The following is a 23,857-nucleotide window of genomic DNA, read 5'->3' as shown; positions in this document are numbered from 1 at the left end:
TCGAAGTACCGCCCGATCAGGTCTTCGACTCGTCTGGTGCTCCAGGTCGGGGCAGGGAAGCCATAGTGCAGCGCACCCTCCCTCAGGAGGGTGCGGACCTGTTCGAGCTGGGCGGCGGTGAGTCAGGCGGGGCATCCTGTCGTCACCGTTGTCTGGAGACTGCCGGTGCGCTTCAGGCGTTTCTTCCAGTTACTGATGGGGTGTACGGACACGCCGAAGTGATCGGCAATCGCCTGCTGTGAATGCTGGCCCCCTTGAAGTCAGGGGGTCGCCGCCAGTCGATGTTCCTCCAACTGCGTCCGAGAGTATTTGGATGGATGCCATTCGGCTACACCTCCAGCATACCAGCTCGTATTTACGTCGTTATCAATAAGCCAGGCAGTCGAGCAAAAGAAAAGGCGGCCCGGTGAGGCCGCCTCGTCATGGGAGCGTCTTACTTCTTGGTCGTGCGGCGGGCCTTGGGCTTGGCCGCCTTCCTGGCGTTGCCCAGCGCCTGCCCCTTGCTGTAGCTCGCCTCCATCTTCCGGCGCGTCTCCTCCACCATCGCCGCGAAGTCGACCGCGCCCGATTCCACTGCCTCCAGGCTCGCCTTCGGTGCTGTTGCCCGGCGCGTCGTGGCCACCAGCGTCTCGTTCACGCCGTCGAACCACTTCTTGTACGCGGGCGTGACATTCACGACCATGTCCTTGACCGTGCGCGTATATGAACCTTCCGCCCCACGACGACGATATTCCTTGGGCAGTTCAAAGCGTTCCGGCAGGTCCGCCGCTTCGATCTCCCCCTGCCGAACCGCATCGCGGAACTGTTTGTAGAACGCATCACTGCGTTGGGGATTGGTGAGGTTCTCCATCTGCGCACTCAGCTTCTCGTAAGACATAGCTGAGTTATAAGGGGTGGCCTCTGTAAAGGCAAGAGGTCAACCTTTAAAACCCTGTCGTATTGGCATAACCCCGATTCATCTGCAGGGCATCCAGCTCACCCATGCTCAGATGTCCATACTGCCCGAAGGCCAGTTCCCAGCTCTATTCCAGTGTCAGATCATTGACCATGACCGTGTGATCCGTGTGCCCTGCCACTTGTCTGCCGTAAGTTTCCGTTGCTCGAAAGCCACACACAGCACAAAGGACGCTGGGTGCTCCGCGCGCAGGCGCACCAAGTCTATGGGCCCGTGAAACTGGAGACTGTTGACTTCTATGTACTACAGGAACATGGGCATATCCATGTACTCAGATCATTTCTTCAATACATATCCGGAGAGCACACTCCAGAGATCAACAGAGGAGCGAACACGTTTATATGTTTCTTCTTTTCCGGACTTTATCTGGTCATGCCGTCTCCACTGACTTTGGAAGACGTGGCGCGCTCGGAACGTCGGCCATAATCATCAACTCTGCACGGACCAATCAGCACAGGTTCGCCCCTTGTTTCAGGGGGCTTGATGAACCCACCGATGCAAAAACAACGATTAGACTAGATGGGTGACTACGCTGACCGCGCCCTCCGTCCTTGACCAACTCAAGGCGCTCGCGCAAGACACCCGCTATGACCTCGTCCGCCACCTCGCCCAGGGCGAGCACTGTGTCTGCGACCTGGAGGCCCTCCTGAATCTCCCCCAGTCGAAGGTTTCCTACCACCTCAACATCCTCAAAGAAGCAGGGCTGGTAACGTCTGAGCAGCGCGGCAAGAACATGTACTACGCCCTGAGCCGGGAGCCCTTCTTCCGCCTCGGGGGTCAATTGCTGCTTGATCTTTTCTCCGAGCTCCCACCTCTGACACATCAATCTAAATCGGTGTGTTAGCTTGCACGCATGCCGCGTGTCCTGATTCTCTGTACCCACAACTCTGCCCGCTCCCAGATGGCCGAAGCCCTCACGCGTGACGCCGCCCGTCGCCTGGGCGTCGCCCTGGACGTGCACTCCGCCGGCACAGAAGCCACCCGGGTCAAGCCCGACGCCATCGCCGTCATGAATGAACTGGGCCTGGATCTCTCCACCCACACCAGCAAAACCCTCCACGATGTCCCCGAGGCGCAGAACTTCGACTACGTCGTCACGGTCTGCGACAGCGCCGCCGAAGCCTGCCCTATCTATCCCGGCCACACTCTCCGGCGGCACTATCCCTTCGTCGATCCGAGTGGCGGCAGCCTCGACCGCTGGCGGACCGTCCGCGATCAACTCAAGATCCAATTCGATGCCTTCGTTCAGGCCCTCAAAGAAGGCCGTGACGTCCCGCCTACCTACGAGGAAAGTCCAGCGGTCGAGACGAAGTAAGTCATGCTGCTCGCTGCACTGATCTTCCTCCTGACCCTCGTCCTCGTCATCTGGCAACCCAAGTTGAGGTGGCAGCCGGAAGGCCTGGGCATCGGGTGGAGCGCCACCTTCGGCGCCCTCCTCGCCCTGATGACCGGTGTCGTCAGCACCGCCGACATTCCCATCGTCTGGGACATCGTCTGGAACGCCACGATCACCTTCGTGGCGCTGATCATCATCTCCTTGCTCCTGGACGAGGCCGGCTTCTTCCGCTGGGTCGCCCTCCACGTCGCCCGTTGGGGCGGCGGAAGCGGCCGCCGGCTCTTCACGCTGGTCATTTTGCTCGGCGCCGTCGTCAGTGCCCTCTTCGCCAACGACGGCACCGCCCTGATCCTGACCCCCATCGTCCTCGCCATGCTGCTGGCCCTGGGGTTCTCCACCACGACCACCCTCGCGTTCATCATGGCGACGGGCTTCATCGCAGACAGCTCCAGCCTACCCCTGGTGATCAGCAACCTCGTCAACATCGTCACCGCCGACTTCTTCAACCTGAGTTTCGGGAAATACGCCAGCGTCATGGTCCCCGTCGATCTGGCCGCCGTCCTGGCCAGCTTGACGGTGCTGTTCCTGTACTTCCGGCGAGACCTGCCCCGCCTCTACGAACCCTCGAAGTTGGATGCCCCAGACAGCGCGATCCGTGACCGCCGCGTCTTCCAGACGGGTTGGGTGGTGCTGGCGCTCCTCCTGGTGGGGTACTTCACCGCGGGTCCGCTCGGGGTCCCCGTCAGCGTCGTCGCGGTTCTGGGCGCAGCACTGCTGTATGTCGTCGCGGCACGCGGCCAGATCATCCCCACCCGCAAGGTGCTTCGCGGCGCGCCGTGGCAGATCGTGATCTTCTCCCTGGGCATGTACCTCGTCGTGTACGGCCTGCGCAACGCTGGCCTGACCGACGTGCTGGGTAATGTCCTGAGCCGATTTGCCGAGGGTGGCCTGTGGAGCGGCACGCTCGGCACAGGAGTCGTGATGGCCCTCATTTCCAGCGTGATGAACAACATGCCCAGTGTGCTGATCGGCAACATCGCGATCGACGACAGTACCGCAACCGGGCTCGTCAAACAGGGCATGGTCTACGCGAACGTGGTGGGCAACGATCTGGGCCCCAAGATCACGCCCATCGGGAGTCTGGCCACCCTGCTCTGGCTTCACGTCCTCGCGCGCAAAGGAATTCGAATTGGTTGGGGTCAGTATTTCAAGATCGGAATCGTTCTGACCCTGCCCGTCCTGCTGATCACGTTGCTGGCCCTAGCCCTCCGCCTCTCGCTGTAGTTCCCTAGAGGCTGCCAAGAACCGATTTGAATTGTTGGAGCTGGAGTTGGGACAGAGCAGAATGCGTGGATGATCCGGCAGGGCTACCCCAGCGACGTGGACGACGATACGTACTTCTTTCTCCTACCGTATCTTCTGCTCAGTCGCCAGGATGCAGGGCAGCGGAAACACCCCATTCGGGACGTCCTCAATGCCTTGTTCTGGATCGCTCGAACCGGGGCACAGTGGGCCTATCTCCCTCACGAGTTCCCTCCACCGGAGACGGTGCGCCAACAGGCGCACCGCTGGTTCGAGGCCGGGTGCTTCGAGACGGCCGCACATGATCTCCGCATCCTCTCCCGAGTTGAGCGGTCCAGAAACGGCGAACCCACCGCGATCATCATCGACAGTCGCACGCTCCAAAGCACGCCGGAAAGCGGGCACCGCGCCGGATTTGACGGGACGAAAAAGCGCGAAGGCACCAACGTGCATCTTGCGGTCGACACGTTGGGCCACCTGCTCGCCGTCTTGACGACCCCAGCCCATGAACAAGACCGGGCACAGGTCAAAGACCTGTGCTTGGAGGTGCAAGAAGCGACGGGCGTCAACGTCGAAGTGGCCTTCGCCGATCAGGGCGATACGGGAGCACAGACCGCGCTCCAGGCGGCTGAAGCAGGTGTAGAACTGATCGTCGTGAAACGTCCGGAGGCGTCGAAGGGCTTCATTCTGCTGCCCCGTCGCTGGGTGGTCGAGCGTTCGTTGGCTTGGCTCTCCCGATTCAGACGCCTCGGACGAGACCTTGAACGGTGGCCATCAACTCTGGTGGGATTCCATTTCCTGGCGGCTTGTTTTCTGCTCTGCCACAACCTCAAGCCCCTTTTTGCATAGGGTTCTTGGCAGCCTCTAGTCTGCAGACTGATACCGAAGTAAGCGAACAGCAGATGATCATTTTTTGGCTGGAAAAGCATATCTTCCAGCTCGGCCTTTCCCCAGAGATGAAACTCCTGCACGCCCGTCCCAAGAAGTGCCAGCCGGAAGGCGTCATAGCCTTTCTTGCTAAAGTCGCAGGCCGCCGCGAGGATGAAGCCGTAGGGCACGTCTGGCCCCCGCACACTTTCCTCTACATAGCGCCGGACTTGTGCAGGGCCGATGCGTTTCTCCCGCTTACACTGGATGATCCATAGGCGTCCTGGGGTGATGGGAGCAAAGCCGTCTTCCTCATCTCCATCTTCCGTGAGCGGTGCGCTGCCTGGTTCGAAGGCCCGGATATCGATGCCATCGTCGGCGCCGCCTCGGCCGGTGGCTTCGATACTGGTCCAAGGCCGATACTCATAGGCCAACTGCCGCACCAGATCCTCGAAGCGGTGAGGTTCCAGATCTTCGAAGTGCAGGGGATTGAGCGTCCGGGTGGCACGAGCCATACCTCATTCGAACACAGGCGGGCCGGAATCACAGCAGTTTTTCGACGATCACGACGTCCTTCCAGAGGCCGTCGAGTTGACCGTGCCGCTCGTAGAGGCCGACCTCACGGAAACCCAGGGACATCAGGAGCTTTCGGCTCCCGATGTTCTCCGGAAAGACCCGTGAAAGCAGTTTCCAGTACCCAGCCGCCTGCGCGTCCGCCAGGAGGGCCTGCATGGCCGCCTTCCCGGCACCCGTCCCCCGGGCAGCACGGTCAACATACACACTGAATTCGGCAATGCCGGCGTAGCACTCGCGCGGCCGGTACAGACTGGTGCTGGCGAACGCGATGACCTGTCCTTGCCGTTCCACGACGACGATGGGGTGCTGGCCGTCAAACCAGGGGGCGATGTCATCTGCCGTACGTGGGCGAGTCTCGAACGTGCTGCTGCGATCTTCGATGCCCTGGGTGTAGATACGGGCGATTTCCGGGGCATCGTCGGGGCGGGCAGGACGGGATTCGTTCAGGACCATAGTGACCTCCAGATCGTTGCCGTTGACAACGACACGCCCTCAGAAGTACGGTTTTGGCAGATCGTTGTCAAGTACAACGAAAGGAGTACCAATGACTCAGGACCCGACGGGACTTCTCCGGCGCATGACCCGCCTCCATACGGTCTTGCAACAACGAACGGCGAATGCGTGCGGTCTACAGAGCCTGGCACGGTGTCAGATCCTCACGCTTCTAGAGAGAGAAGGGACCCTGACACTCGCGGAAGTCTCCCGCCAGTTGGGGACGGACAAGGCCTGGATGAGTCGGAATATCGAGGCGCTGGTCCGGGACGGTCTGGTCCACAAACAGTCCCAGGCGCTGGATCGGCGGACCGTGGCCCTGACCCTGACGGAGCAGGGGCAGGCACAGGCGCAGGCCTTGAACGGGAAGCTGTCCCATCAGTCGGCTCGCCTCCTGGACCGGGTGCCGGCAGACGAGCAGGCCGGTGTCTTGCGGGCGCTGGAACTGCTGGTTGAGGCGCTGGAAATGGAGACAGCCGCTCAGGAGAACGCGACGTGCAGCTTGACCTGACCCTCCGGGACGCGCAGCCCGCAGATCGGCCGAGAGGGGTGGCGTTATTGCGCGCGGCTGGATTGCCCTTGGTGGGCCTCCCCGACGACTTGATGGGGTTCATCGTCGCCGAAGAGGGGGGCAAGGTCGTGGGCCTGGCCGGGCTGGAACACTATGGGTCGGTCGGGATGGTGCGCTCGGTGGTGGTGCACTCTGACTACCGAGGCATGGGGTATGGGGAGGCGCTGCTGCACGCGACGCTTGACCGTGCGGCGCAGCAGCGAATAGAGACGCTCGTGCTGCTGACCACGACAGCGGCAGCGTGGTTTGAGCGGTGGGACTTTGCCCAGATTCCCTGGTCAGAGCTGCCGGAAGCTGTGCAGCGTTCGCCGCTGGTGCAGGAGGGATGTCCAGCATCGGCAATAGTGATGGGACGGGTGCTGAGGGAGTAGACGGGCTCTCTCGCTGACGTATTGATATTTTTCGATGTAGTCTCTAGTATACATCTATGGATTTCGATGGGACGGCAGCGGTGTTCAAGGCGCTGGGTGATGTCCACCGTCTCAAGGCCCTACACTTTCTGGCGACCGCGGACGCGGGATGCTGCTCGACCGGGCAGGGCATCTGCACCTGCGACGTGCAGGAGTGGCTGGGACTCAGTCAGGCCACCACCAGCCATCACATGAAAATCCTGGTCGACACGGGCTTCGTCACCGCCGAGAAACGCGGACGATGGACCTATTACACCCTGAGTGAGCGGGGCCTGCAGGTCGCAGGAACGGCACTACAGGCGTTGCTTGTCCACGTGCCTGTCGCCCGGCAAGCGGCTGTGTAAGTCTCCTCGCTCTGGAAGGCCTCGCCTGATCGCTCTCAAAAGTATCGACCCTGTACGGGGCGACGAAGCCTCACAGGATACCTGCGAACAGTCCAGCTGGCCATAAGGAGTTCCGCCGTCCGCCGACTCACCGCCTTCTATTCATCGAAGAACGTCGATAAAGGAGTTGGAACATGACGCAATCGCTCTCCTCTGTAATCCCTGGCCTCACCGAACAAACCTCCACCGAAGCGGTGATTTCTGCGCTGCGGACCCTGCCACAGCGTCCCCTCCAGTTTCATCTGCATGGCACGGTGCTGGTGCCGGCGGGGTATCACGTGACGGAGGTCAAGGCCGTCACCATTGAGGCGATGGACTGCGGCGGCAAAGCCAACACTTGGCGTGAGACCGTCGTTCAACTGATGGATGGCAGTGCGGAGGAGGCGAAGGCCGGCTTCATGACGAATCGGAAATTCCTGGCCATTTACGATCGCGTGGTCAAGCACATCCCCGTTCGCCCGGACGCAGAAATTCGCTTCGAATATGGCAACGCGGCACAGCCTGCAATGCAGTATCACGTTACCCACGTGGAGATCGCCTCTGAGCAGATCGTGGTGCACCTCAGCACCCCGGGGGTGCAGTGCAAGGCTGGAGCGGCGTGTGGTCTGCCTGCTGAAGCTTCCGCAGAAGAGTGCGCTCCCGAATCCGGCTGTTGTGCGCCCCAGGCGCCCATCCTCCTCAGCTAATCGGCACTGTGCCGCCAAAAACGTAGTGCCGCTGGAATGCTTTGTCTTCCAAGCACAGGGTCGCGAGCATGGCCGAATCCTGGCCCAGGCTAGCGCTCAGGACGGTCAGGGGTGGCCGCTGATTGAGCCGCAAGAGGGGCATGATGCCCGCATAGGCCTCACTCGCCGAGGACATAGAGGCCGTCCTCCGGAAGCTGCACAGGCAACTTGCCCAGCTGCGCCAGCACCTGCGCCTGGCGGGCTGGTGACAGCGCACTCCACCAGGCGTCCCGCAACCAGAGCACCTGAAGGTCCGGCACCGCCTGGAGCACGCCGGTCACATAGCTGCACCCCGGCAGAAAGCCCCGGAGGAAGAAGGTCTGGCCGTCCGGGTGGGTCCGGCATTCGAGCGTGCAGCCCAGGGCGCGCTGGGGGCCCTGAAGTGGCGTGGAGCGTCGGAAGAACTGCATAGGCGAACACGGCCCCCACCTGGGGGCCAAGCCTAGCAGGACTTTGTTACTTCGCTGCTGGATTGTCGCGATGCTTTGCGGACCCGTTCGCCGTAATGTGGACACTGACCAAACCGAACATTTTCCAGCATTCAGTTCGCTTCTCTCCATACTTTTGGCAATGCCACGACCAGCGCTGTGACGCTAGTCGCGAGTCACAAGTTCGCCAAAACAGCATGGTGAACAGCACCAGTGTGACGTGATGGGCTAATCATCGCCATCTCAGTGCGGCGGCCCGTAGACTTGCGCTCAGTCAGCTCCAGATAAATTCGATGTTTAAGATTCTCCCAGCCGGGGATGCCAAGCGCTGCCTACAGTGAAGCCTGTTCGTCCATTCAGGTCTTCAACCTTTCTCTGCACACAGGAGCGTCCATGACCCAGCATTATCCCCGTGAAGTCGAAGTCCAGCCCGACGGCACCAAGGCCCAGGGCACCCCCGCCACCGGCTACGGCGCCGCCGACAAGACCTCTCTCCTCACGCCCATGCACTTCGAGCGCCGCGTGCCCGGCCCCAGCGACGTGCAGATCGAGATCCTGTACTGCGGTGTGTGCCACTCGGACCTGCATCAGGTGCGCGACGACTGGGAAAACACGGTCTGGCCCTGCATCCCCGGTCACGAGATCGTCGGGCGCGTCTCGGCCGTGGGCGCCGAGGTCACGAAGTTCAAGGTGGGCGACCTCGCAGGCGTCGGGTGCATGGTGGACAGCTGTCAGCACTGCGACTCGTGCCAGAAGGGCGAGGAGCAGTACTGCGAGAATGGCTGGCTCGCCACCTACAACGGCCCCTTCAAACCCGACGGCAGCAACACCTTCGGCGGGTACTCGGACCACATCGTCGTGACCGAGGGGTTCGTGCTGCGTATCCCCGACAACCTCGACCTCAAGGGGGTCGCGCCGATCCTGTGCGCGGGCGTGACCACCTACTCGCCCATGAAGCACTGGGGCGTGAAGGCCGGCATGAAGGTGGGCGTCGTGGCGCTGGGCGGCCTAGGCCACATGGCCGTGCAGATCGCCAGTGCGCTGGGGGCCGACGTGACGGTCTTCACCACCAAGCCGGAAAAGGCCAAGGACGCCGGCCACCTGGGCGCCAAAGCCTCGGTCGTCTCGACCGACGAGGACGCCATGAAGGCCCTGAAGGGCAGCCTCGACTTCATCCTCGACACCATTCCGGTCGGCCACGACGTGAATCCCTACCTCCAGTGCCTCAAGCACGACGGGCAGATGGTTCTGGTTGGTGCGCTCGAAAAGCTGGAGCCGCCGAACAACATGCTCATGGCGACGCAGCGCGTGGGCATCGCGGGCTCGCTGATCGGCAGCCTCGCCGAGACGCAGGAGGTCCTGGACCTGTGCGGCCAGCACGGCATCACGGCGCAGGTCGAGATGATCGACATCCAGGACATCAACGGGGCCTTCGAGCGCATGCTCGGGGAGGAGATCCACTACCGCGCCGTGATCGACATGGCCTCGCTGAAAAAGGACAGGAACGCGGCCGACTGAGTGCCGCGCCGCATATGCCCGCTGGTCGCTGCCAGCGGGTTTTTTAGCTCAGTTCAGGTCAGACATTGGCGAGCAGCTCACGGCGTGAGCTGCTTACTCTTTAGTGCAAGTGCTCTCCCAGCCACTTGCTGCAGTTGTCGGCAAAAACGCAAAATTTCTGGCCCAGCACGTCTACTCATCCTGCCATGCACAAGGCAATACCTAAGTTCACCATTGAATCACTTCACATGTAAACAGTCGGTCAAGTGGGCGGCCTCCCAGGCCAACTGTACGAATGGATAACCTATCGTATGTCCTCCGAATATGTGCGTTACCGCGACGATCTGGAGCAGATCCAGCCCGGCGAGGCCGAGACGATGGCCCGGCTGACCGACATGATGCGCGGCTTCAGCGAGGCCATGAACACCCGCTACCGCCACGCGGTCCGCAGCGTGCACAGCAAGGGCCACGGCCTGCTCGTCGGCGAGCTGGAGGTCTACGAGGGCCTGCCGGAACGCCTGGCCCAGGGGCTGTTCGCCCGCCCCGGCCGCTACCCGGTGGTCATGCGCTTTTCAACGCCGCCCGGCGACATCCTGCCAGACACGGTGTCCACGCCGCGTGGGCTGGCCCTCAAGATCGTGGGGCCCGAGGGGGCCGAGATGGTGGACGGGCACGCGGGCGAGGTCACGCAGGACTTCGTGTTTCTAAATTCACCCGAGTTTGGGCAGAAGGACGCCGCCGGCTTCATGAAGGGGCAGAAGCCCATCCAACTCACCGTGAACGCTCCCGAGGAGATCAAGGTGGCAGCGTCCCTGGGCGCGCGGGTGGCCGACAGTCTCACGGGGGGCAAGGGCAAGCTCTCGCCCATGCTGCGCCAGCTTGGTGGACATCCCTATACGCACCCGCTGGGCGAGACCTTCTACACCCAGCTGCCGCACCGCTGGGGCGACTACGTGGGCAAGCTGTCGCTGGCCCCCGTCTCGGCCCACCTGCGGCGCCTGAAGGGGCAGCCCATCAAGGTGCTGGGCGAGATCGACGCCCTGCGTGACAATATCGCGGCTGTGATCGCCCAGGAGGGCGGCGAGTGGGAGCTAAGGGTGCAACTCTCGGTCGATGAGAAGAAGATGCCTATTGAGGACGCCTCGGTGTTGTGGGACGAGTCGCTCAGCCCCTTCCTACCAGTGGCCCGTATCCGCATTGCGGCGCAGGACAGCGCCCGTCCCAACAAGCTCGTGTACGGCGACGACCGTGCGAGCTTCAATCCCTGGCACGCCCAGGCTGCGCACCGCCCGTTGGGCAATGTCATGCGTGCCCGCCGCGCGGCCTATCGCATGTCGGCCGACTTCCGCCGCGAGCACAACGACGAGCCCATTCCTGAACCTCGTAGTCAAAGTGACTTGCCTGAAATTTAAGCACTGGGAAGAGGGGTAAGGGTACTGTAGCTTGCCCTTTCACCTGAATGACTTGGCCCTTTCGCTGAGCAGGCGAGTGCACGTACTTGAGTGTAGGCATCAGAGGTCGGCGCAGATGCCTCCTGGGTATTCATCCAAAGTGATAAAGTCCTGCTAGAGGCTGTCGTCAGGTCGCAGTCTCCTAACCTGCGTCGGGCGGCCCCTGCACCACGCGAGAGGCGCGCTTCCCAGACGGCTTCTCACTCACCTGAATGACGATGAACCGCACACTGTCCCAGACCCAGGCGTGCGGGAGGTGACCGGCCACGATGGGCTGAGCCAGGACGCACGCCTCGAAGAAGTGCTCACGTGCCTCGGCCAGCGCAGAGACTTGCTGATGCCGCGCCCCGCGAACCGTCCGGTCCTGGGCCGCACGGAAACGCGCATAGGTCTCACAGATGCGCTCCACGAGAGCAGGATGGCCCTGGAGCTCGGCAAGCGCGGCCTCACGCCCCGCCCAGAGCGCCGCGGTTCGGGCCGGCGGTGCGTGCTCCGTGGCCGGCCCGAACCGCTGGTCCCAGCGGGCCGGTAAGGACGCCGCTTCCGGCAGCGGACTGACCGCCCATTCGGACTGCTGCTTGCCCAGGTGACTGGAAGCTCCAGCGCTCATTTGATCCCCGTGATTTCTGGGAGGCTGCGCTGGCTCATGTGCAGGGTGTACCCCGTTTCCCGCTCCAGCTCCACATGCTCCCGGTACAACTCCGGGTGCTGGCGCGCACCGTTGATCAGATCTCCACGCCTGGCGAACACGCAGAACACGCAGCTGAGCCGCTCGTTCCCCGTCGTGTATGCCGAGTGGAGCTGCTGGCCGGCCGCCGCGAGGTTGCGCTTGACCTGGTAATGCTCCAGAGATGACTTCCAGAACCTGACCCTTGTGATGCGAGGGACGAGCAGACTGGAGATCACTATGGGAAAGCAGAGAAAAGTCTGGAGCACGGACGTCAAAGAAGCCATCGTCCTGAGCGTGCTGCGGGGAGATCTCGGGGTCGCGGAAGCGGCCCGTCAGCACAGGGTCAACGAAAGTCTGATCCATACCTGGAAAACTCAGTTCCTAGAAGCCGGACGCGCCCGGCTCGCGGGCGACCGACAGGACCCAGGGTGTCACCACCCTGGAACGCGAGAATGACCGTCTAAAGCGCATCCTGGCGGAAAAGGAACTGGAGCTCGACATCTCGCGAAAAGTGCGGCGGCTCTGACACTGGACGAGCTGATCGTTCTCTGGCAGAGCCGACCCCAACTCAGCCTGCGGCGGTTCGCGCAGTATGCCGGCGTGCCGTACTGGCGGCTCCGGGACCATCAGCACAGCGCGTCGACGCGCTGTGCCAGGCAAGAGCACCGTGATGCGCTGTACGAGAAGGTGCGCCAGGCGGCACTGCAACACCCGACCTCCGGGTATCGGCTGCTGTACCAGGAATTCAAGGCCCAGGGCGAAGAGATTGGATTACACAAGATTCGCGTGGCCTTGGGCGAGTTGCATCTCCACCCACCGCTGCCACGGAAAACTCGGAAACCTTCGGAGAAGGTTTCCACGCCACAGGATTGGCCCGCAGGTCGACGGGTGCAGATCGACGCGACCCGTCTTTCCTTACCCGATGGGGTCTGCTGGATCTACTTCGTGCTGGACGTCCCTTCACGGGTAGTCCTGGCCAGCCGGGTGGTCCGGAGCCTGTCAATGCACCTCGCCAAGCTGACGCTTGACGAAGCGGTTGGTGTGCTGCGTGCTCAGGGGCACCCACGAGACTCTCGTGGTGCAGAGCGATGGAGGCAGTGATTTCACCAGTGACCTCTTTCAACAGAGCTGTTTGAAATACGGCAGCTGGGTGCGCTGCAAGGTCTCCCAGCCGGGGGGAACCGGACTCCTGGAACGCCTCAACCGGACCTACAAGTATCAGTTTGCCTTCCGCCAGGACTGGCAGTCCATGGCCGATGTCCGGACCGCCATGCCGGACTTTCACCGCTGGTACAACCACGAGCGCCGTCATTCGGCGCTCGACTACGCCACGCCTTGGTCTACACTCACTTCATCGGCAAACGCTCGCAACGCCGCTTGAAGTCAAACCTGGAGCATTACCACCTCCTCCGTGCTCAGCCCGTGGATCGGGAGCCAGTTCATCCACGTGCGGCCAGCCACGCTCTGCTTCTCGTTGGCCTCCCAGACACAGGCCTTGGCTCGACGTGGACTCTCGGCGCCGCGGATGCCCATCGTGTTCACGATGTGCGTGATCCCCCGCGCCTTGGCGTAGCGCCGGACCTCGCGCTCGATCGGGCCCCGCTTCAGGCCGCTCGTGCAGAAGCGACCGGTCGTCCCCGGCCAACTGGGCACCTCTGGCCGTGTCTGGAAACGGTGGCGCACCATGCTCAGCAGATCCGGGTGTGTCGAGCTCTGGGCGACTAAGAACGGCACGCCTGCCGCCGCCGCTTGATCCCTGGCGTGCTCCAATGTGCCTGGCCACTCGCTGCGCCCCAACGTCGCGTGCACGACCAGCTGCTGCTCCGGAGGGACGTGCTCCTGAACTTCAAGCATCGAGCACTGGCTGTCCTTTCCCCCACTGTGGTTCTGCACAAACAAGGCACCCGCATCTCGTGCCCGCCACACCTGGTCGAGCACCTTCTGTGCTGCCCGGCGTCGCGCCCGCAGGGACGGCTGTGTCTTCAGGGTCACGTAAGGGCCACCAGCACGAGGCTCGGTGAACGCTCCTTCGTGACGGCCAGGTTGCTCAGCGCTTCCCCATCGAGATCGCCGGCCTTGACGAGCGCGTCCGCCTTCTTCCGGTCGATGGTCGCCACTTCCAGCGTGGCCGCGTCCCCGAAGGCCTCCCGGAAGCGGTCCACCGGGTACTCCAGCGAACGTGAGGGGCGCAGTTCCGCACGGTACAGGGCGGTGGTGGGCGTCTTCCCTTCCGCCAGGGCATCCTTGAGGAGCTTGGACAGTTCGTCGCGCTCAGCCTCCAGGCCCTGGAGGGTGTCGCGCAGCGTGGCGTAGCGGTCGAGCAGGTCGTCGAGTTCGAGTTGGGTCAGTTGCGTCATGGGAGGTCCTCCGGGAAGACGAGTCGGGTGCCCTTGCGCTTGAGCGTCCACTGGGCACGGAGAAGGCGTTGGGTGAGGATGGAATCGGTAGACGTGGCCGGATCACGCCACAGCGCGGCCGCGAGGGGCGTCAGGCCGAGGATCCGGACCAGCTGGTGAGGCGGCAGGCGGGAGGCCAGGCGGGGCAGCACCGCGACGCTGCCCCACGAGGACGCTGGAAGTGGCTGCTCGAACGGTGGGTCGAGGCCCTGGATGGTGTAGCTGGCCGACGTGCGCCGGACGCGAACGGTGCTGGACCCAATGCAAGGGAAGGCCGGGAGACCCTCCCTTGTGGCGGCCGCCTGGGAGAGCGGGTGCGCCCGGTTGACCTCGGAGAGCACCCGCACGATCTCTAGTTCCACTCCACGCGTCTGGGCGAGGGCATGGATCTGCGCGGCCAGGGGGAGGGAGCGCAGCGAGCACTGGCCCCCACCAGTCAGCGCACGGACGGCGTTCGAACAGTCCAGGTGCAGGCGCAGCGGACCGGGGCGAGCGAACTCCACCGCCAGGGCGACGGCTTGCAGTTCCGCGTGTTGCAAGGACAGGGTGTACTCCTGCCGCTGGAGTTCCCGACGGCCCAGCAACACCCCCAGGCCAGCTCGATCCGACTGGACCACACTGGCGTCGCAGTAGGCGATCACGAGGGCCCACCCGGTTCCGGTGTCAGGACGGCCGCGTGCGTCCAGGCCCAGTGCCGCATGGCGGCCTTGGTCAGCGTGGCCCAGAGTCGCACGCCCGCGCCCTCGGGGAGCTGCACGTCCGGGTACCGCCCTGCCTGGGCATGGCGCAGGTACTCCTGCACTTCCCCGCTGAGGATGACGCGCAGTTCGTAGGCCGGCTCGAAGGTGATGGCGAGCTTGTCGGCCGCGCACAGACGACTGGGCTGTAACCCCAGATGCCGGGCGTAGTACCGCGAGTGCAGAAGGGTGAACTCACCCCAGGGACCGAGGGTCAGGGTGCCCCAGGGTGTCGTGCGGGGCTGACGGGAAGCCCTGGGATCGCACAGGCGGGTCATGAGCCGGGCTCCCAGTTCGACGTGGCGCTCCCCCTGGGGACCGTCGAGATCTGAGGTCAGCGCGTAGCCCACGTCATGCAGGAGGAAAGCCAGGAGGAGCCGCGCGTCGCGCGCAGGCCCGTAGAGGGCCACCCAGGCGCGGTAGACGGCGATGGGGTGGAGGAAGAAGCAGTGGGCACCGACGAGCAGACTGCGGAGACCGGACATGGGATGAAGCGTGCGTGCACTTGGGGTGACCGAGGGAGACATACGCGAAAGAGGCCCCTTGCGGGGCCAGGGCTGGGGGCATCAGGCGGCCTGCGGCAGCGCTTCGGCAGGGGCCGCCAGACGCACGCGCAGGAGGAAGGTGGTCGTGAACAGGGCGAGCAGGGCGTCCGGCTCGAACGGCCGCGTCTTGCCGTCCTCGCAGGTCACGAGGATCGTGCGCGCATCAGCATCGGCCTTGCGGAAGGCGTACGCGGAGATCGGCCAGCCGTCCGGGCGGCAGAGGGTGACGAGCAGGGGCTGGTCGGTGAGGTGGTCGAGAACGTCGCGGATGCCGATGGTCTGCATGACCGGCGTCTCGGCGACGAGCTTCTGCGCCATGGTCAGCAGGGCATGCTCCATCGCGGCGATGCGGTTGGGGTGGCCGTGGAGCTTGACCACGCGGCCGTGCGCGATCAGGCGGCTTAGGCGCTTGAGCCGTCGGAGGAGCGCGGAGCCGGGCGCGGCGGCCTTACGGAGCTGCTCAAGGGCTAGGGTGCGGGTGGGGATGGCGGTCTGGCTGACCTGCATGGGGAAAGGCTTTTTCATACGTGTGACTTGGCCCCCACGCGACGCGTGGGGCCAGGCCTCAACTGAGGATCAGGGTGAAGTGCTGCCGATGCCCCTGCACCTCGATGTGTGCGTCGAGCAGACCGCGCAGGTCTGTGCCGGGTCGCAGGAGGGTCGCTTCCATCTCGGCGGACACCCCGTAGTCCTGGGCGCACCTGGACTGAAGCGAGGCCTCCGTTTCGTCCGGATGCAGGGCTTCAGGCAGGTGGGTCTGGAGACAAGCCAGAGTCGGGCACAGCAGGGCGTCGTCGTGGCCGTACGCGTTCATGCCGTAGGGCACGGTGCCGTCCAGCGTGAAGTCCACGAACTGGAGCGCGGGGCCGTAGACCGCCGTCAGGGCCGCGTGAAGCGAGGTGCGCAGGCAGGGGGGATGAACCATGCGCGCCTGTGGCCCAGGCGCCCCGCGTCTGGGCCAGGACTGATATCGTGATTTTATCGGCCTGGACGCTTTCTTTCCGGTTAGGGATGCAGTAGACTGGGCGTGTTCCGCGAGGGGAATGGGGTGCATGACAATCAGGACAGAGGGGCCATCCAAGAGTGCGAAACGCACCTGGGGTGGGACCCAGGTGCGTTTGATCCGAAAGGAGGTGATCCGTACGCGTAAACAACGTAAGGATACACCGAAGCGCACGCGAAAGCCAGTGAAATGGACCGATGTGGCCGTCCTCGTGACGGCGCTCGGCACCCTGTTCACCGGGCTCGCGGCCTTGCTCACCGCCCTGAAGTAACACCCTCTCGTTCCTGACCCCTGCATCCCTGACCGCCCAAAGAACACCTGCCCACCATCACTGGTGGGCAGTCTCTTCTTGAAATTCAGTCTTCGTCGCGCGCGCGCGCCGTGGCGTAACCCTGGGCTTCGCGCGTGACCTGCTGGCGCATCTCTTCGGGAGTGGGGAGGGTATCGGGCTCCTCCGCGCGCAGCTCAATCTCATCCATCTGGTCGCTATAGGCGCGCAGATGGTCTTCGACGTGTGCCTGCGTGATCTCCCCCGCGTCGAGCTGCTGCGCGAGGGTGGTGAGGTCCGCGCCGATGGCGTGCAGGAGGGCGGAGAAGCGGCTGGTCGGGTTGATTATTGTCATGCGCATGTTCTGGCCCCCCTGGGGCCACCCCTCCTCAGACATACCATCGTCTCGCCTCCTTCGCCCGGATCATGGCGTAACTCTGCGCTTCCTCTTGTACCTGGAGGTGCAGCGCCTCGGGTGAGGGCAGCCGCTCGGGCGTCCTGGCCCAGGCTTCGACGTCCTCCAGCGCCAAGGCCGTCGCGTGCAGCACATCTTCCGCCTGCACGAGGGGCATCGTCCCCGCCCCCAATTGCTGCGCGAGCCCCAGCAACTCCAGGCCCAACGTCCGAATCGTGGCCAGTACCGCAGGATCAACAGGAGCACACATACGAACGATAGGGCCCCGGAGTGGGGCCAGAGCTTGCAATCGCTCAGGTGTGTCGTCAGGGAGCCTCAACGTAACCAGTCCTCCGCCTGGGCCTGCAAGGCCTCCGGCGTCATCTCCCGCTCCGCCTGCACCTGCCGGAAACTCTGGCTGCTCAGGCGCGTCTCCGCTTCCCGCTGAATCCGCTGGCTGACCTGCCGGTGTTCCGCCGGCGTTTCCGGCGCGTCCTTCCCGATCGCCATCCCCGACAGCAGCGCGTAGGGCACCTCGGGCAGGTACGCCCGGTGATATGCCGTCGCCAGTACAGCCTCGCGCTTCTTCCGGCGCGCCCGCCTCATTCCAGCACCTTGCCCAGCGTCTTTCCCACGGGAAGCAGCACGTCCTGGGGGAATGCGCCTGCGGTGAGGGCCGCGCGCAGCAGCTCCTCGTAACTGTGCCCCCATGCCATGAAGCGGTCCGTCCGGCTCGGGTGCGTAAATTCCGAGTGGAAGAAGGCCTGCTCCCAGTCCGACTGGGTCGCGGGTGTGCAGGAATTCGGGTACTGGGTGGTCCCTCGACAGACCTGCCCGGAACTGAACGTATTCCAGAGCGGCGCATGGAAGAGCGGGGCGTCCAGCGTCGGGCGCTCGTCGCCCTGACAGGCGTACACCCGCAAGGTGCCCGGCGTCGCCACGAAGACCAGACCTGGGAGCGGGATGGGCAGGCCTGTCAGCGCCGCAATGGAGCGCGTCTCGGCATATGCTGGGTTGAAGAGGAGGCTCTGGGGGCCGGGGCGGCGCCACCACGCGACAGCGAGGGGGGACACGGCCAGGGTGTTCTCGAAGGTAGGCGTCAGCTGCCCGCCTCCCAGGGTCTGGATGATCCCTTGCCGCGCTTCAGCGCTCAGGGGCGAAGCGGGGCCCAGGATCGGCTGACCCTGCGCGTCCTGGACGGGGTGGTGCAGCACGAGGTCCTGTTGTCCGGTATAGAGCACGAGCGCCCGCACCGGGCGCAGGAGGACCGGCGACCTCTCGGGGCGGACTGTGGGGGCCGGTTCGATGTCGATGGTCGCGGGCATACGCCAGCCTGGCCCCCGGATGGGGGCCAGAACTCTAATCCACGAGGGCGTCCCACATCTCCTGGACCCGGCGCTGCATGTCGGCCGTCACCTCGAAGTATTCCATCGCCCGTGCGTGGGAGGCGGTGTCCGTCACGGAGAACGCCTGCAGGTGCTCCATCTCGCCGTAAGAATCGTTGGCCACATAGTCCCCCAGTTCGTTATAGAACTCCAGCACGGGGTCATGCCCCTGGTCCCGCTGGCAGATCACAATATCGACCGCTCCGGGATGGATCAGGCGACGCTCTTCGTACCAGATCCGGCCTTGCATGATGCTCTTGGGGAGCATCGGCAGGTGGTCCAGCAGGGCACACAGCGTGGGGATCCCCTGGAGGCGTTGCACCTCCGGCAACCGCAGCAGCTCCAGGTGACGGGGATGGCCCTTGAAGAGGGGTCGAGGAAACATCCTCCCCACCTCTCCTGGACTCCACCGCCCCTGGCGCTCTGCCCAGCGCCACAGGTCCCGCTCGCTCGGCTGGAGTTCTACATGACTGGCCTCGTTGAGGTCCTCCAGCGCGTCCTCATGCCACATGTCACCGTAATGCAGTTCCAGGAAGCCCAGATAGGCATCCTTCGCCGTGAAGATGGGGGCATACGGTGATAGGGCCTGGTGTAGACGCTCCATGACAGCCCCGAACAGGGCAGGATGGACGCGTCCCAGATCCGCCCGCAAGCGGTGCAGGGAAAGCACCCGGCCCCGCCGAGGCCAGACCATCAGACTCAACCCGCCCTCCGGCCTAGCGCTCAGGGAGAGACACCCGACCTCCATGTGTACGTCCGGCGCATTGAAGGTCTCGTGATGCGCCTCGACATACTGTCGGGCGAGGTAGTCGAATGGATGGTCCTCTCGGTGCGGAGGGCGGAGCTGCACCAGGCCCTCGCGGGCGAAGCGCAGCACCGTCTCGCTGAACTGCGCGTGATTCCGCTGTGCTGCGGGGTGGTACTCGGTCAGGAGGAAGCCCGTGGGGAGCCCGGCGGCCTGGGGGACGCTCAGAGGAGCAGGGGGGGCACCAGCACCAGGGTCGGGGGCAGGACCGAGGTGCCCGGCCGCAGACACTTGATCTCCTGGGCCAGGAGGTCGCCCAGGTGAAGTTCGGCCAGCGCGGCGAGGATGGGAGACGTGCGAGGTGCGGGCGGTCGCTGGGTATGCAGCCATGTGGTGAGGTCCTCCAGGGTGAACTCAGGGGTCGGGGCGGGCGTGGGGGTGCGCGGACTCATTCCCCCACCGGGCGGGCGCGCGCGGCGCGGGGCGTTCTAGGCTTCCGGAGGGGCAGCAAGGGACGCTCCTTCTTCTTCTTACTGGGCTTGGTCTCGGGCACCTCGAGCGCGACATTGCGCACCGTGCCCGTCAGGTTCACGAACACGGCACCGTGCTTCGTCTCCCCGTGCAGGATGAGCTTCCCGATGAGTTCGGCCGCTTCCAGGGCAATGTGCGGGTTGATGAACAGGCTCTGCCGGGTCAGCGCTTCGGCGGCCGAGCAGCTGGGCGTGTTGACCTCGCGCCCCTGCATGCGCGTCGCGTCCCGGTCGAGGATGTGCAGCAGGCGTTCCGGACCCCCACGCAACTGCCCGAGCACCACCTGTCCAGTGTCCCGCTCGTTCCCGCAGTCCAGCCAGTAGTGCACGTGCCGGCCCTGCATGGCCTCGTAGATCTCCCGGCGACTCTTGCCGGAATCGACGCAGCTGATCACGACGTGGTTGCCCTGGGCGAAGTCGGCGGGCTCAGCCCGGCGGGGGAAGGCCTCCCACGCCCGCCCGGCGTACAGGTTGCAGCGCTCGATGAGGGCGATGACCTTGTACCGGCCGACGTCGGCCGGCGCGAAGTTCTGGCGGGTGAGGTTCGTGACGCTCACGACGTCCGGATCGAAGGCGCGGATGTGCAGGCCTGCGCCCCCGAGTTGGCGGATCGCCACGTCCACGCGGAGGAGATGGGTCAGCAGGAGGCTGCCGGTGCCGCCGACGCCGATCAGGGTGATCTCGATGCGCTTGTAGGGATCGAAGGTGATGCGGTGCATAGGCGCGTCCTGGCCCCGCCGCCCGCGGTGGGGCCAGAACTGCGGAACGCACCACGGCGGCGCGCAGGGGAACGCGGTATGACGGGGGCGTGATCCGTGACCAGCTGCTCTCCCCTGCCCCAGCCGACCTCGCGGCGTTCCTCAACCGCTACACGCGCTCACGGGACTGCCTGGTGCAGGTGGCCGGGCTCGCGGAGGTGACCTATCAAGGCCGGGCAGCGAGTACCGCCGACGTGGGGACGTATCTGGTGCTCATCAAGCAGGACGGGAGTCTCCAGATTCATCATCCGACGGGCATCAAGCCGATGAACTGGCAGCCGAAGACGGATAGCATCACCGCGCGGGTGGATGAGGATGTCTGCATGCTGCTGGCCTCGCGGCGCAGCCCGGAGGAACTGGTGCAGGTGGTCTTCCTGGAGCCCCAGATGGCCCTCGCGCTGGAGCTGGCACAGGCCGGAGGCTTTGTACTCCAGGGGTCAGAGGCACAGATGCAGCAGACCTTGGCGGAGCACCCGGAGTTGATCGAGCCGGGCTTGCGGGTGCTGAACCGGGAGCTGATGGTCGAGTCGGGTGGCATCGACCTGTACGCCCAGGACGCGCAGGGGCGGTATGTGGTGGTGGAATTGAAGCGCGGCCGGGCCACGCAACATGCGGTGTCGCAGCTCGCGCGGTATGTGCGGTCGGTGGAGCAGAAGTTGGGGAAGCGGGCAGTGGTGCGGGGCATCCTGGCCGCACCGTCCATCACGACGCCGGCGCGGCTGGAGTTGGAGAGCCGAGGCCTGGAGTTCCGAGAAGTTTCGGCATTGCCGAGTGCCACGGCACCCGTAGGAAGCGCGTCCGCGCAACCCTCGCTCTTCGACTGAACAAGAGAAGAGGGAGGCTCGAATGGCCTCCCTCTTCTCTGTTCCCGTGCGCTTACAGCGCGTCTTTGAGGGTCACCGCGACCTTGAAGGCGACCTTCTTGCCAGCGGGGATCTGAATCTTCTCGCTCGTCCCTGGGCGGACGCCCGTGCGCGCCGCCGTCTCCTTGACACTCAAGGTGCCCAGACCCGGCAGCCCGACCACTTTCCCACTCTTGAGCGCGTCGAGAATGATTTCGACCGTCGCATCGAACATCTCGCTACTCTGCTTGCGCGTCAGGCCGGACTTCTCGGCGATCAGGTCCGCCAGTTGCGTTTTCGCGAGCTTGTTCCGTTCCACCGGCGCGGCGGCCACCGGCGCAGGGGTAGCCTTGGGGGTGGCTTTCGGTGCGGCCTTGGGCGCGGCCTTCGTCGACTTTTTCGTCATACCCGGCATCCTGAGACTTCCCCGTCCCAAACGCAAGTTTCAGGAATCTTCAGGTCGCGGCTCCGGAAAACCCACCGCCAGCCAGTATCCGATCTTCCCCACCGGCTGGCCGGTCAGCGCCAATTCCGTTTCCCAGGCCGCCCATACCTGCTCCAGCACTTCCGGATGGCACCCCAAATAGTCCCCGAGCGCGCGGCGTAAGCGTGGCAGGCGCACCTCGTCCCGCTGGTCGGCCGCATAGAAGTCGGCCAGCTGCTTGATCAGTTGGGTCGTGGTCCAGGTCGCCAGGTGCATGCCGTGCCGATTATGGGCCAGTCAGCGTGACGAGGTACGTGCCAAGGAAGGTGTCCTCAGACATCTGCGTGAGCGTACACGTGGGATCGTCTCCTTGCCGCTCCTGGAGCAGCACGATCTGTTTCCCGGGGAGTCCCTCGCCCCAGTACAGCACCCGGGCACTGTGGCCAGGGAAGCGCTGATGCCGGTACACGGGCGCCAGGGCGGGCTGCTCGGCGAGACGCATCGCCTGCTTCGCACGTCCGACGACACAGTCCCGCTCGTGCCTCTCCTGATTCACGTCCTCCCAGGTTGCCGCACAGTGCCGACAGGTGAACGACGGCGGATGGCCCGGTCCTGGATTGATCACCAGGGGTTCGAGCAAGGCGGGCAGCAGATCCGGCGGAAGCTTAAGCAGCTGGAACTTCTTCATGCGCGATGCCTGGCCCCTCCAGGGGGCCAGAACTCGCCTCCAGTTGCCGCGTCCAATTCGCCTGCGACCGTTCCCAGTGGTGCAGGATGCCCATCACGTACAGCCAGGGGGATCGCGTCAGGGCAGATCGCTTCTCGTAGGCCACTGTGACGGCCGCCAGAAGCATCGGCGAGGGCCACGCCTGGCACACCTTCTGTGCGTCCTCCGGGGGGCACGCCAGCCGGCACAACCCCTGAAAGGCCATCAGAAACTCCGGCACCGCCTCCCCCGCTTCGCGGTACGCCTGCGGCCTGATCGCCAGGCAGAGCTGGTCCTCGTGCAGCACCGTCCAGCCGAGGAGCGTTTCCTCCGCGCCCCACTCGGCTTGGAGTCTCAGGAACTGCGATTCCTCCACCTCCAGGCCCGCCGCTGGCATCAACACCTGCAGGAACGGTTCCTCATACCCATCCATCCAGGGCCGCTCTACGCCCCGTGACGGGCAGGCGGGCAGGCACTTCAGGAGATCCGGCTACACGGGGTCCCGCTGGGCACTCAGGGGCGCGGGGCGGCCCATGAGGTCGGCGAGGACGCCCCGGCTCAGACGGGCCTGCTGCTCGGGTGACGCGGCGTGCGTGAGGAGGGCCAGCGGCGCGAGGAGTTCATGCAGGGTGGTCATGCAGGTCCCTCCTTGGGGACGCGGGCGAGCGCTCGGCACACCTGGGCGACACTCAGGCTGAAGTGGGCCGCGACACGCGCCGTCTCTCCAGGCTTGTACCTCATCGCCGGGGGGAGCAGCCGACGCAGTTCCCGCTCCAGCTCCAGGGTGACGTAGGGCCGTGGACGGGCAGGAGACGGCAACGGAGCGACCTCGGGGGCACACTCAGGCACAGATAAGGCTTCCGCACGCACAGGGGGCTGGGCTGTGGGAGGCATGAACCGGGGCGGCGTCGCTTCCTGCCACTCGAAGAGAGACACGGGTGGGGACTCAAACCATAACTTCTGACGCGATGAGGATGCCAGCGGCAGCGGCGTCGTGCTCCGCCGCAGGATCGTCAGCGCCCCCACGAAGCTCACCGTGACCTCCCCCTCCGCGGCCAGCGTCAAGCCAGTCGCTTCGATCTCCTCCGCGCTCGCCTCCAGGCGCGCGGCCAGTGCCGAGAGGATCGCCGGCCCCCTGGTCAACGCCTGGAGTAAGGGCGCCCGCAAGGCCTCCCGCACGAGCACCGGGTTGATCGGCCCTGCCCCTGGGGCATACCGGGCGCGGTCCTGCCCCAGCGCTTGAACGCGCCGCAGCACGCCCCGGTCGACCAGCTCTCCCAGCATCGGGCGCAGGTGGGGCAGGCTCAGACCCAGGCAGGAGGCCAGTTGCTGGGTGGTGGCCTCCCCACCCACCGCCTCGATGCGCGTGAGGAGCTGCTCGGCCTGCGCCGGGGTCAGGAAACGAAAGGACGTGATCATGGGGGCGGCGTGGCCCCGTCCCTCGGGGCCAGACCTGAGCGA

At 64.7% G+C, this 23,857-nt stretch carries 37 protein-coding genes and 1 pseudogene; 13 read left to right on the top strand and 25 right to left on the bottom strand.

Features of this window, described 5'->3' with window-relative positions; translation table 11 throughout:
* Window positions 1-433 precede the first annotated feature (433 nt).
* Window positions 434-877 carry a hypothetical protein gene (locus DGO_RS17165; RefSeq protein ID WP_014686422.1) on the bottom strand — a complete coding sequence of 148 codons (444 nt, stop codon included), beginning with the start codon at window positions 875-877 and terminating at the stop codon, window positions 434-436.
* Window positions 878-1,478: 601 nt separating this feature from the next.
* Between DGO_RS17165 and DGO_RS17160 the strand changes: the two genes are divergently transcribed.
* From DGO_RS17160 to DGO_RS17145, 4 genes are all read left to right on the top strand, one after another.
* Window positions 1,479-1,799 (top strand): ArsR/SmtB family transcription factor, encoded by a 321-nt coding sequence (locus tag DGO_RS17160; protein ID WP_043804518.1) that lies wholly within the window; start codon window positions 1,479-1,481, stop codon window positions 1,797-1,799.
* A 9-nt stretch (window positions 1,800-1,808) separates the two neighbouring features.
* On the top strand, window positions 1,809-2,270 hold the full coding sequence (locus DGO_RS17155; RefSeq protein ID WP_014686418.1) for an arsenate reductase ArsC: 462 nt from the start codon (window positions 1,809-1,811) through the stop codon (window positions 2,268-2,270).
* A gap of 3 nt (window positions 2,271-2,273) precedes the next feature.
* Window positions 2,274-3,575: an arsenic transporter gene (locus DGO_RS17150; protein ID WP_014686417.1), complete on the top strand. Its 1,302-nt coding sequence runs from the start codon at window positions 2,274-2,276 to the stop codon at window positions 3,573-3,575.
* A 69-nt stretch (window positions 3,576-3,644) separates the two neighbouring features.
* Entirely contained in the window at window positions 3,645-4,442 is a 798-nt protein-coding gene (locus DGO_RS17145) for an IS5 family transposase (RefSeq protein WP_014686416.1), read from the top strand.
* A gap of 293 nt (window positions 4,443-4,735) precedes the next feature.
* Here the strand turns inward: DGO_RS17145 and DGO_RS24420 are convergent.
* Window positions 4,736-4,975 (bottom strand): annotated as a pseudogene (locus DGO_RS24420) (hypothetical protein); the annotation flags it as partial.
* 28 nt (window positions 4,976-5,003) lie between these two features.
* Window positions 5,004-5,489 (bottom strand): arsinothricin resistance N-acetyltransferase ArsN1 family A, encoded by a 486-nt coding sequence (locus DGO_RS17140; protein ID WP_014686415.1) that lies wholly within the window; start codon window positions 5,487-5,489, stop codon window positions 5,004-5,006.
* 91 nt (window positions 5,490-5,580) lie between these two features.
* Here DGO_RS17140 and DGO_RS17135 point away from each other — a divergent pair, with 91 nt between their 5' ends.
* The 4 genes from DGO_RS17135 to DGO_RS17120 all read left to right on the top strand — a co-directional run bounded on the left by DGO_RS17135 (window position 5,581) and on the right by DGO_RS17120 (window position 7,578).
* On the top strand, window positions 5,581-6,039 hold the full coding sequence (locus DGO_RS17135) for a MarR family winged helix-turn-helix transcriptional regulator (RefSeq protein WP_014686414.1): 459 nt from the start codon (window positions 5,581-5,583) through the stop codon (window positions 6,037-6,039).
* Window positions 6,024-6,470 carry an arsenic resistance N-acetyltransferase ArsN2 gene (gene arsN2 / locus DGO_RS17130; RefSeq protein WP_050920960.1) on the top strand — a complete coding sequence of 149 codons (447 nt, stop codon included), beginning with the start codon at window positions 6,024-6,026 and terminating at the stop codon, window positions 6,468-6,470. The genes DGO_RS17135 and arsN2 overlap by 16 nt, the downstream gene beginning before the upstream one ends.
* 56 nt (window positions 6,471-6,526) lie before the next feature.
* Entirely contained in the window at window positions 6,527-6,853 is a 327-nt protein-coding gene (locus tag DGO_RS17125) for an ArsR/SmtB family transcription factor (protein WP_014686412.1), read from the top strand.
* 173 nt (window positions 6,854-7,026) lie between these two features.
* The gene (locus tag DGO_RS17120; protein WP_014686411.1) at window positions 7,027-7,578 is read left to right on the top strand and encodes a DUF6428 family protein; all 552 of its coding nucleotides are present in this window, start codon (window positions 7,027-7,029) and stop codon (window positions 7,576-7,578) included.
* Between the two features lie 158 nt (window positions 7,579-7,736).
* On the opposite strand, the gene DGO_RS17110 is transcribed toward DGO_RS17120, so the two are convergent.
* The gene (locus tag DGO_RS17110) at window positions 7,737-8,027 is read right to left on the bottom strand and encodes a hypothetical protein (RefSeq protein ID WP_014686409.1); all 291 of its coding nucleotides are present in this window, start codon (window positions 8,025-8,027) and stop codon (window positions 7,737-7,739) included.
* Between the two features lie 522 nt (window positions 8,028-8,549).
* Between DGO_RS17110 and DGO_RS17105 the strand changes: the two genes are divergently transcribed.
* Both DGO_RS17105 and DGO_RS17100 read left to right on the top strand, forming a co-directional pair.
* Complete coding sequence (locus DGO_RS17105; protein WP_226991564.1) at window positions 8,550-9,563, top strand: NAD(P)-dependent alcohol dehydrogenase; 1,014 nt, start codon at window positions 8,550-8,552, stop codon at window positions 9,561-9,563.
* A 290-nt stretch (window positions 9,564-9,853) separates the two neighbouring features.
* Window positions 9,854-10,954 carry a catalase family protein gene (locus tag DGO_RS17100; RefSeq protein WP_014686407.1) on the top strand — a complete coding sequence of 367 codons (1,101 nt, stop codon included), beginning with the start codon at window positions 9,854-9,856 and terminating at the stop codon, window positions 10,952-10,954.
* 181 nt (window positions 10,955-11,135) lie between these two features.
* Here the strand turns inward: DGO_RS17100 and DGO_RS17095 are convergent, their stop codons facing one another.
* Window positions 11,136-11,603: a hypothetical protein gene (locus tag DGO_RS17095; RefSeq protein ID WP_014686406.1), complete on the bottom strand. Its 468-nt coding sequence runs from the start codon at window positions 11,601-11,603 to the stop codon at window positions 11,136-11,138.
* Complete coding sequence (locus DGO_RS17090; RefSeq protein WP_043804513.1) at window positions 11,600-11,947, bottom strand: hypothetical protein; 348 nt, start codon at window positions 11,945-11,947, stop codon at window positions 11,600-11,602. Before DGO_RS17090 ends, DGO_RS17095 begins: the two co-directional genes overlap by 4 nt.
* Between DGO_RS17090 and DGO_RS21865 the strand changes: the two genes are divergently transcribed.
* Complete coding sequence (locus DGO_RS21865) at window positions 11,871-12,119, top strand: transposase (RefSeq protein WP_338032449.1); 249 nt, start codon at window positions 11,871-11,873, stop codon at window positions 12,117-12,119. The two genes, DGO_RS17090 and DGO_RS21865, sit on opposite strands and share 77 nt — an antisense overlap.
* 619 nt (window positions 12,120-12,738) lie before the next feature.
* The gene (locus DGO_RS23420; protein ID WP_226991556.1) at window positions 12,739-13,044 is read left to right on the top strand and encodes an integrase core domain-containing protein; all 306 of its coding nucleotides are present in this window, start codon (window positions 12,739-12,741) and stop codon (window positions 13,042-13,044) included.
* Window positions 13,045-13,046: 2 nt separating this feature from the next.
* On the opposite strand, the gene DGO_RS17075 is transcribed toward DGO_RS23420, so the two are convergent.
* From DGO_RS17075 to DGO_RS17015, 13 genes are all read right to left on the bottom strand, one after another.
* Window positions 13,047-13,655: an adenine nucleotide alpha hydrolase family protein gene (locus DGO_RS17075; RefSeq protein WP_050920959.1), complete on the bottom strand. Its 609-nt coding sequence runs from the start codon at window positions 13,653-13,655 to the stop codon at window positions 13,047-13,049.
* A complete protein-coding gene (locus tag DGO_RS17070; RefSeq protein WP_014686401.1) occupies window positions 13,652-14,020 on the bottom strand; it encodes a hypothetical protein in 369 nt (122 codons plus the stop codon). The genes DGO_RS17075 and DGO_RS17070 overlap by 4 nt, the downstream gene beginning before the upstream one ends.
* Window positions 14,017-14,700, bottom strand: a complete 684-nt coding sequence (locus DGO_RS17065) for a ribonuclease H family protein (protein WP_014686400.1) — start codon at window positions 14,698-14,700, stop codon at window positions 14,017-14,019. The genes DGO_RS17070 and DGO_RS17065 overlap by 4 nt, the downstream gene beginning before the upstream one ends.
* Window positions 14,697-15,281, bottom strand: a complete 585-nt coding sequence (locus DGO_RS17060) for a hypothetical protein (protein ID WP_050920958.1) — start codon at window positions 15,279-15,281, stop codon at window positions 14,697-14,699. The genes DGO_RS17065 and DGO_RS17060 overlap by 4 nt, the downstream gene beginning before the upstream one ends.
* Window positions 15,282-15,362: 81 nt before the next feature.
* Window positions 15,363-15,866, bottom strand: coding sequence for a hypothetical protein (locus DGO_RS17055; protein WP_014686398.1), 504 nt, complete (start codon window positions 15,864-15,866; stop codon window positions 15,363-15,365).
* A 40-nt stretch (window positions 15,867-15,906) separates the two neighbouring features.
* Complete coding sequence (locus tag DGO_RS17050; protein ID WP_014686397.1) at window positions 15,907-16,266, bottom strand: hypothetical protein; 360 nt, start codon at window positions 16,264-16,266, stop codon at window positions 15,907-15,909.
* 434 nt (window positions 16,267-16,700) lie between these two features.
* Complete coding sequence (locus DGO_RS17045) at window positions 16,701-16,967, bottom strand: hypothetical protein (protein WP_145975463.1); 267 nt, start codon at window positions 16,965-16,967, stop codon at window positions 16,701-16,703.
* 34 nt (window positions 16,968-17,001) lie between these two features.
* A complete protein-coding gene (locus tag DGO_RS17040) occupies window positions 17,002-17,277 on the bottom strand; it encodes a hypothetical protein (RefSeq protein WP_014686394.1) in 276 nt (91 codons plus the stop codon).
* Between the two features lie 65 nt (window positions 17,278-17,342).
* Entirely contained in the window at window positions 17,343-17,612 is a 270-nt protein-coding gene (locus tag DGO_RS17035; RefSeq protein ID WP_014686393.1) for a hypothetical protein, read from the bottom strand.
* Window positions 17,609-18,331 carry a PRTRC system protein B gene (locus DGO_RS17030; protein WP_014686392.1) on the bottom strand — a complete coding sequence of 241 codons (723 nt, stop codon included), beginning with the start codon at window positions 18,329-18,331 and terminating at the stop codon, window positions 17,609-17,611. The genes DGO_RS17035 and DGO_RS17030 overlap by 4 nt, the downstream gene beginning before the upstream one ends.
* Window positions 18,332-18,365: 34 nt before the next feature.
* On the bottom strand, window positions 18,366-19,268 hold the full coding sequence (locus tag DGO_RS17025) for a hypothetical protein (RefSeq protein WP_043804501.1): 903 nt from the start codon (window positions 19,266-19,268) through the stop codon (window positions 18,366-18,368).
* Window positions 19,269-19,360: 92 nt separating this feature from the next.
* Window positions 19,361-19,588 (bottom strand): hypothetical protein, encoded by a 228-nt coding sequence (locus DGO_RS17020; protein ID WP_014686390.1) that lies wholly within the window; start codon window positions 19,586-19,588, stop codon window positions 19,361-19,363.
* Complete coding sequence (locus tag DGO_RS17015; RefSeq protein ID WP_014686389.1) at window positions 19,585-20,385, bottom strand: PRTRC system ThiF family protein; 801 nt, start codon at window positions 20,383-20,385, stop codon at window positions 19,585-19,587. The genes DGO_RS17020 and DGO_RS17015 overlap by 4 nt, the downstream gene beginning before the upstream one ends.
* Before the next feature lie 89 nt (window positions 20,386-20,474).
* On the opposite strand from DGO_RS17015, the gene nucS reads away from it, so the two are divergent.
* Window positions 20,475-21,248, top strand: coding sequence for an endonuclease NucS (gene nucS / locus DGO_RS17010; RefSeq protein WP_043804500.1), 774 nt, complete (start codon window positions 20,475-20,477; stop codon window positions 21,246-21,248).
* A gap of 52 nt (window positions 21,249-21,300) precedes the next feature.
* Here nucS and DGO_RS17005 read toward each other — a convergent pair whose 3' ends face one another.
* From DGO_RS17005 to DGO_RS16985, 6 genes are all read right to left on the bottom strand, one after another.
* A complete protein-coding gene (locus DGO_RS17005; RefSeq protein ID WP_014686387.1) occupies window positions 21,301-21,681 on the bottom strand; it encodes an HU family DNA-binding protein in 381 nt (126 codons plus the stop codon).
* A 30-nt stretch (window positions 21,682-21,711) separates the two neighbouring features.
* Entirely contained in the window at window positions 21,712-21,966 is a 255-nt protein-coding gene (locus DGO_RS17000) for a hypothetical protein (RefSeq protein WP_014686386.1), read from the bottom strand.
* A 10-nt stretch (window positions 21,967-21,976) separates the two neighbouring features.
* A complete protein-coding gene (locus tag DGO_RS16995; RefSeq protein WP_014686385.1) occupies window positions 21,977-22,378 on the bottom strand; it encodes a hypothetical protein in 402 nt (133 codons plus the stop codon).
* Window positions 22,356-22,793 carry a hypothetical protein gene (locus DGO_RS16990; RefSeq protein WP_420810588.1) on the bottom strand — a complete coding sequence of 146 codons (438 nt, stop codon included), beginning with the start codon at window positions 22,791-22,793 and terminating at the stop codon, window positions 22,356-22,358. Before DGO_RS16990 ends, DGO_RS16995 begins: the two co-directional genes overlap by 23 nt.
* Before the next feature lie 93 nt (window positions 22,794-22,886).
* The gene (locus DGO_RS23895) at window positions 22,887-23,033 is read right to left on the bottom strand and encodes a hypothetical protein (RefSeq protein ID WP_014686383.1); all 147 of its coding nucleotides are present in this window, start codon (window positions 23,031-23,033) and stop codon (window positions 22,887-22,889) included.
* The gene (locus DGO_RS16985) at window positions 23,030-23,815 is read right to left on the bottom strand and encodes a hypothetical protein (protein ID WP_014686382.1); all 786 of its coding nucleotides are present in this window, start codon (window positions 23,813-23,815) and stop codon (window positions 23,030-23,032) included. The genes DGO_RS23895 and DGO_RS16985 overlap by 4 nt, the downstream gene beginning before the upstream one ends.
* Window positions 23,816-23,857 lie beyond the last annotated feature (42 nt).

This window comes from Deinococcus gobiensis I-0, assembly GCF_000252445.1.
Taxonomy (GTDB): Bacteria; Deinococcota; Deinococci; order Deinococcales; family Deinococcaceae; genus Deinococcus; species Deinococcus gobiensis.
This window is presented reverse-complemented; position numbering and strand designations above follow the sequence as displayed.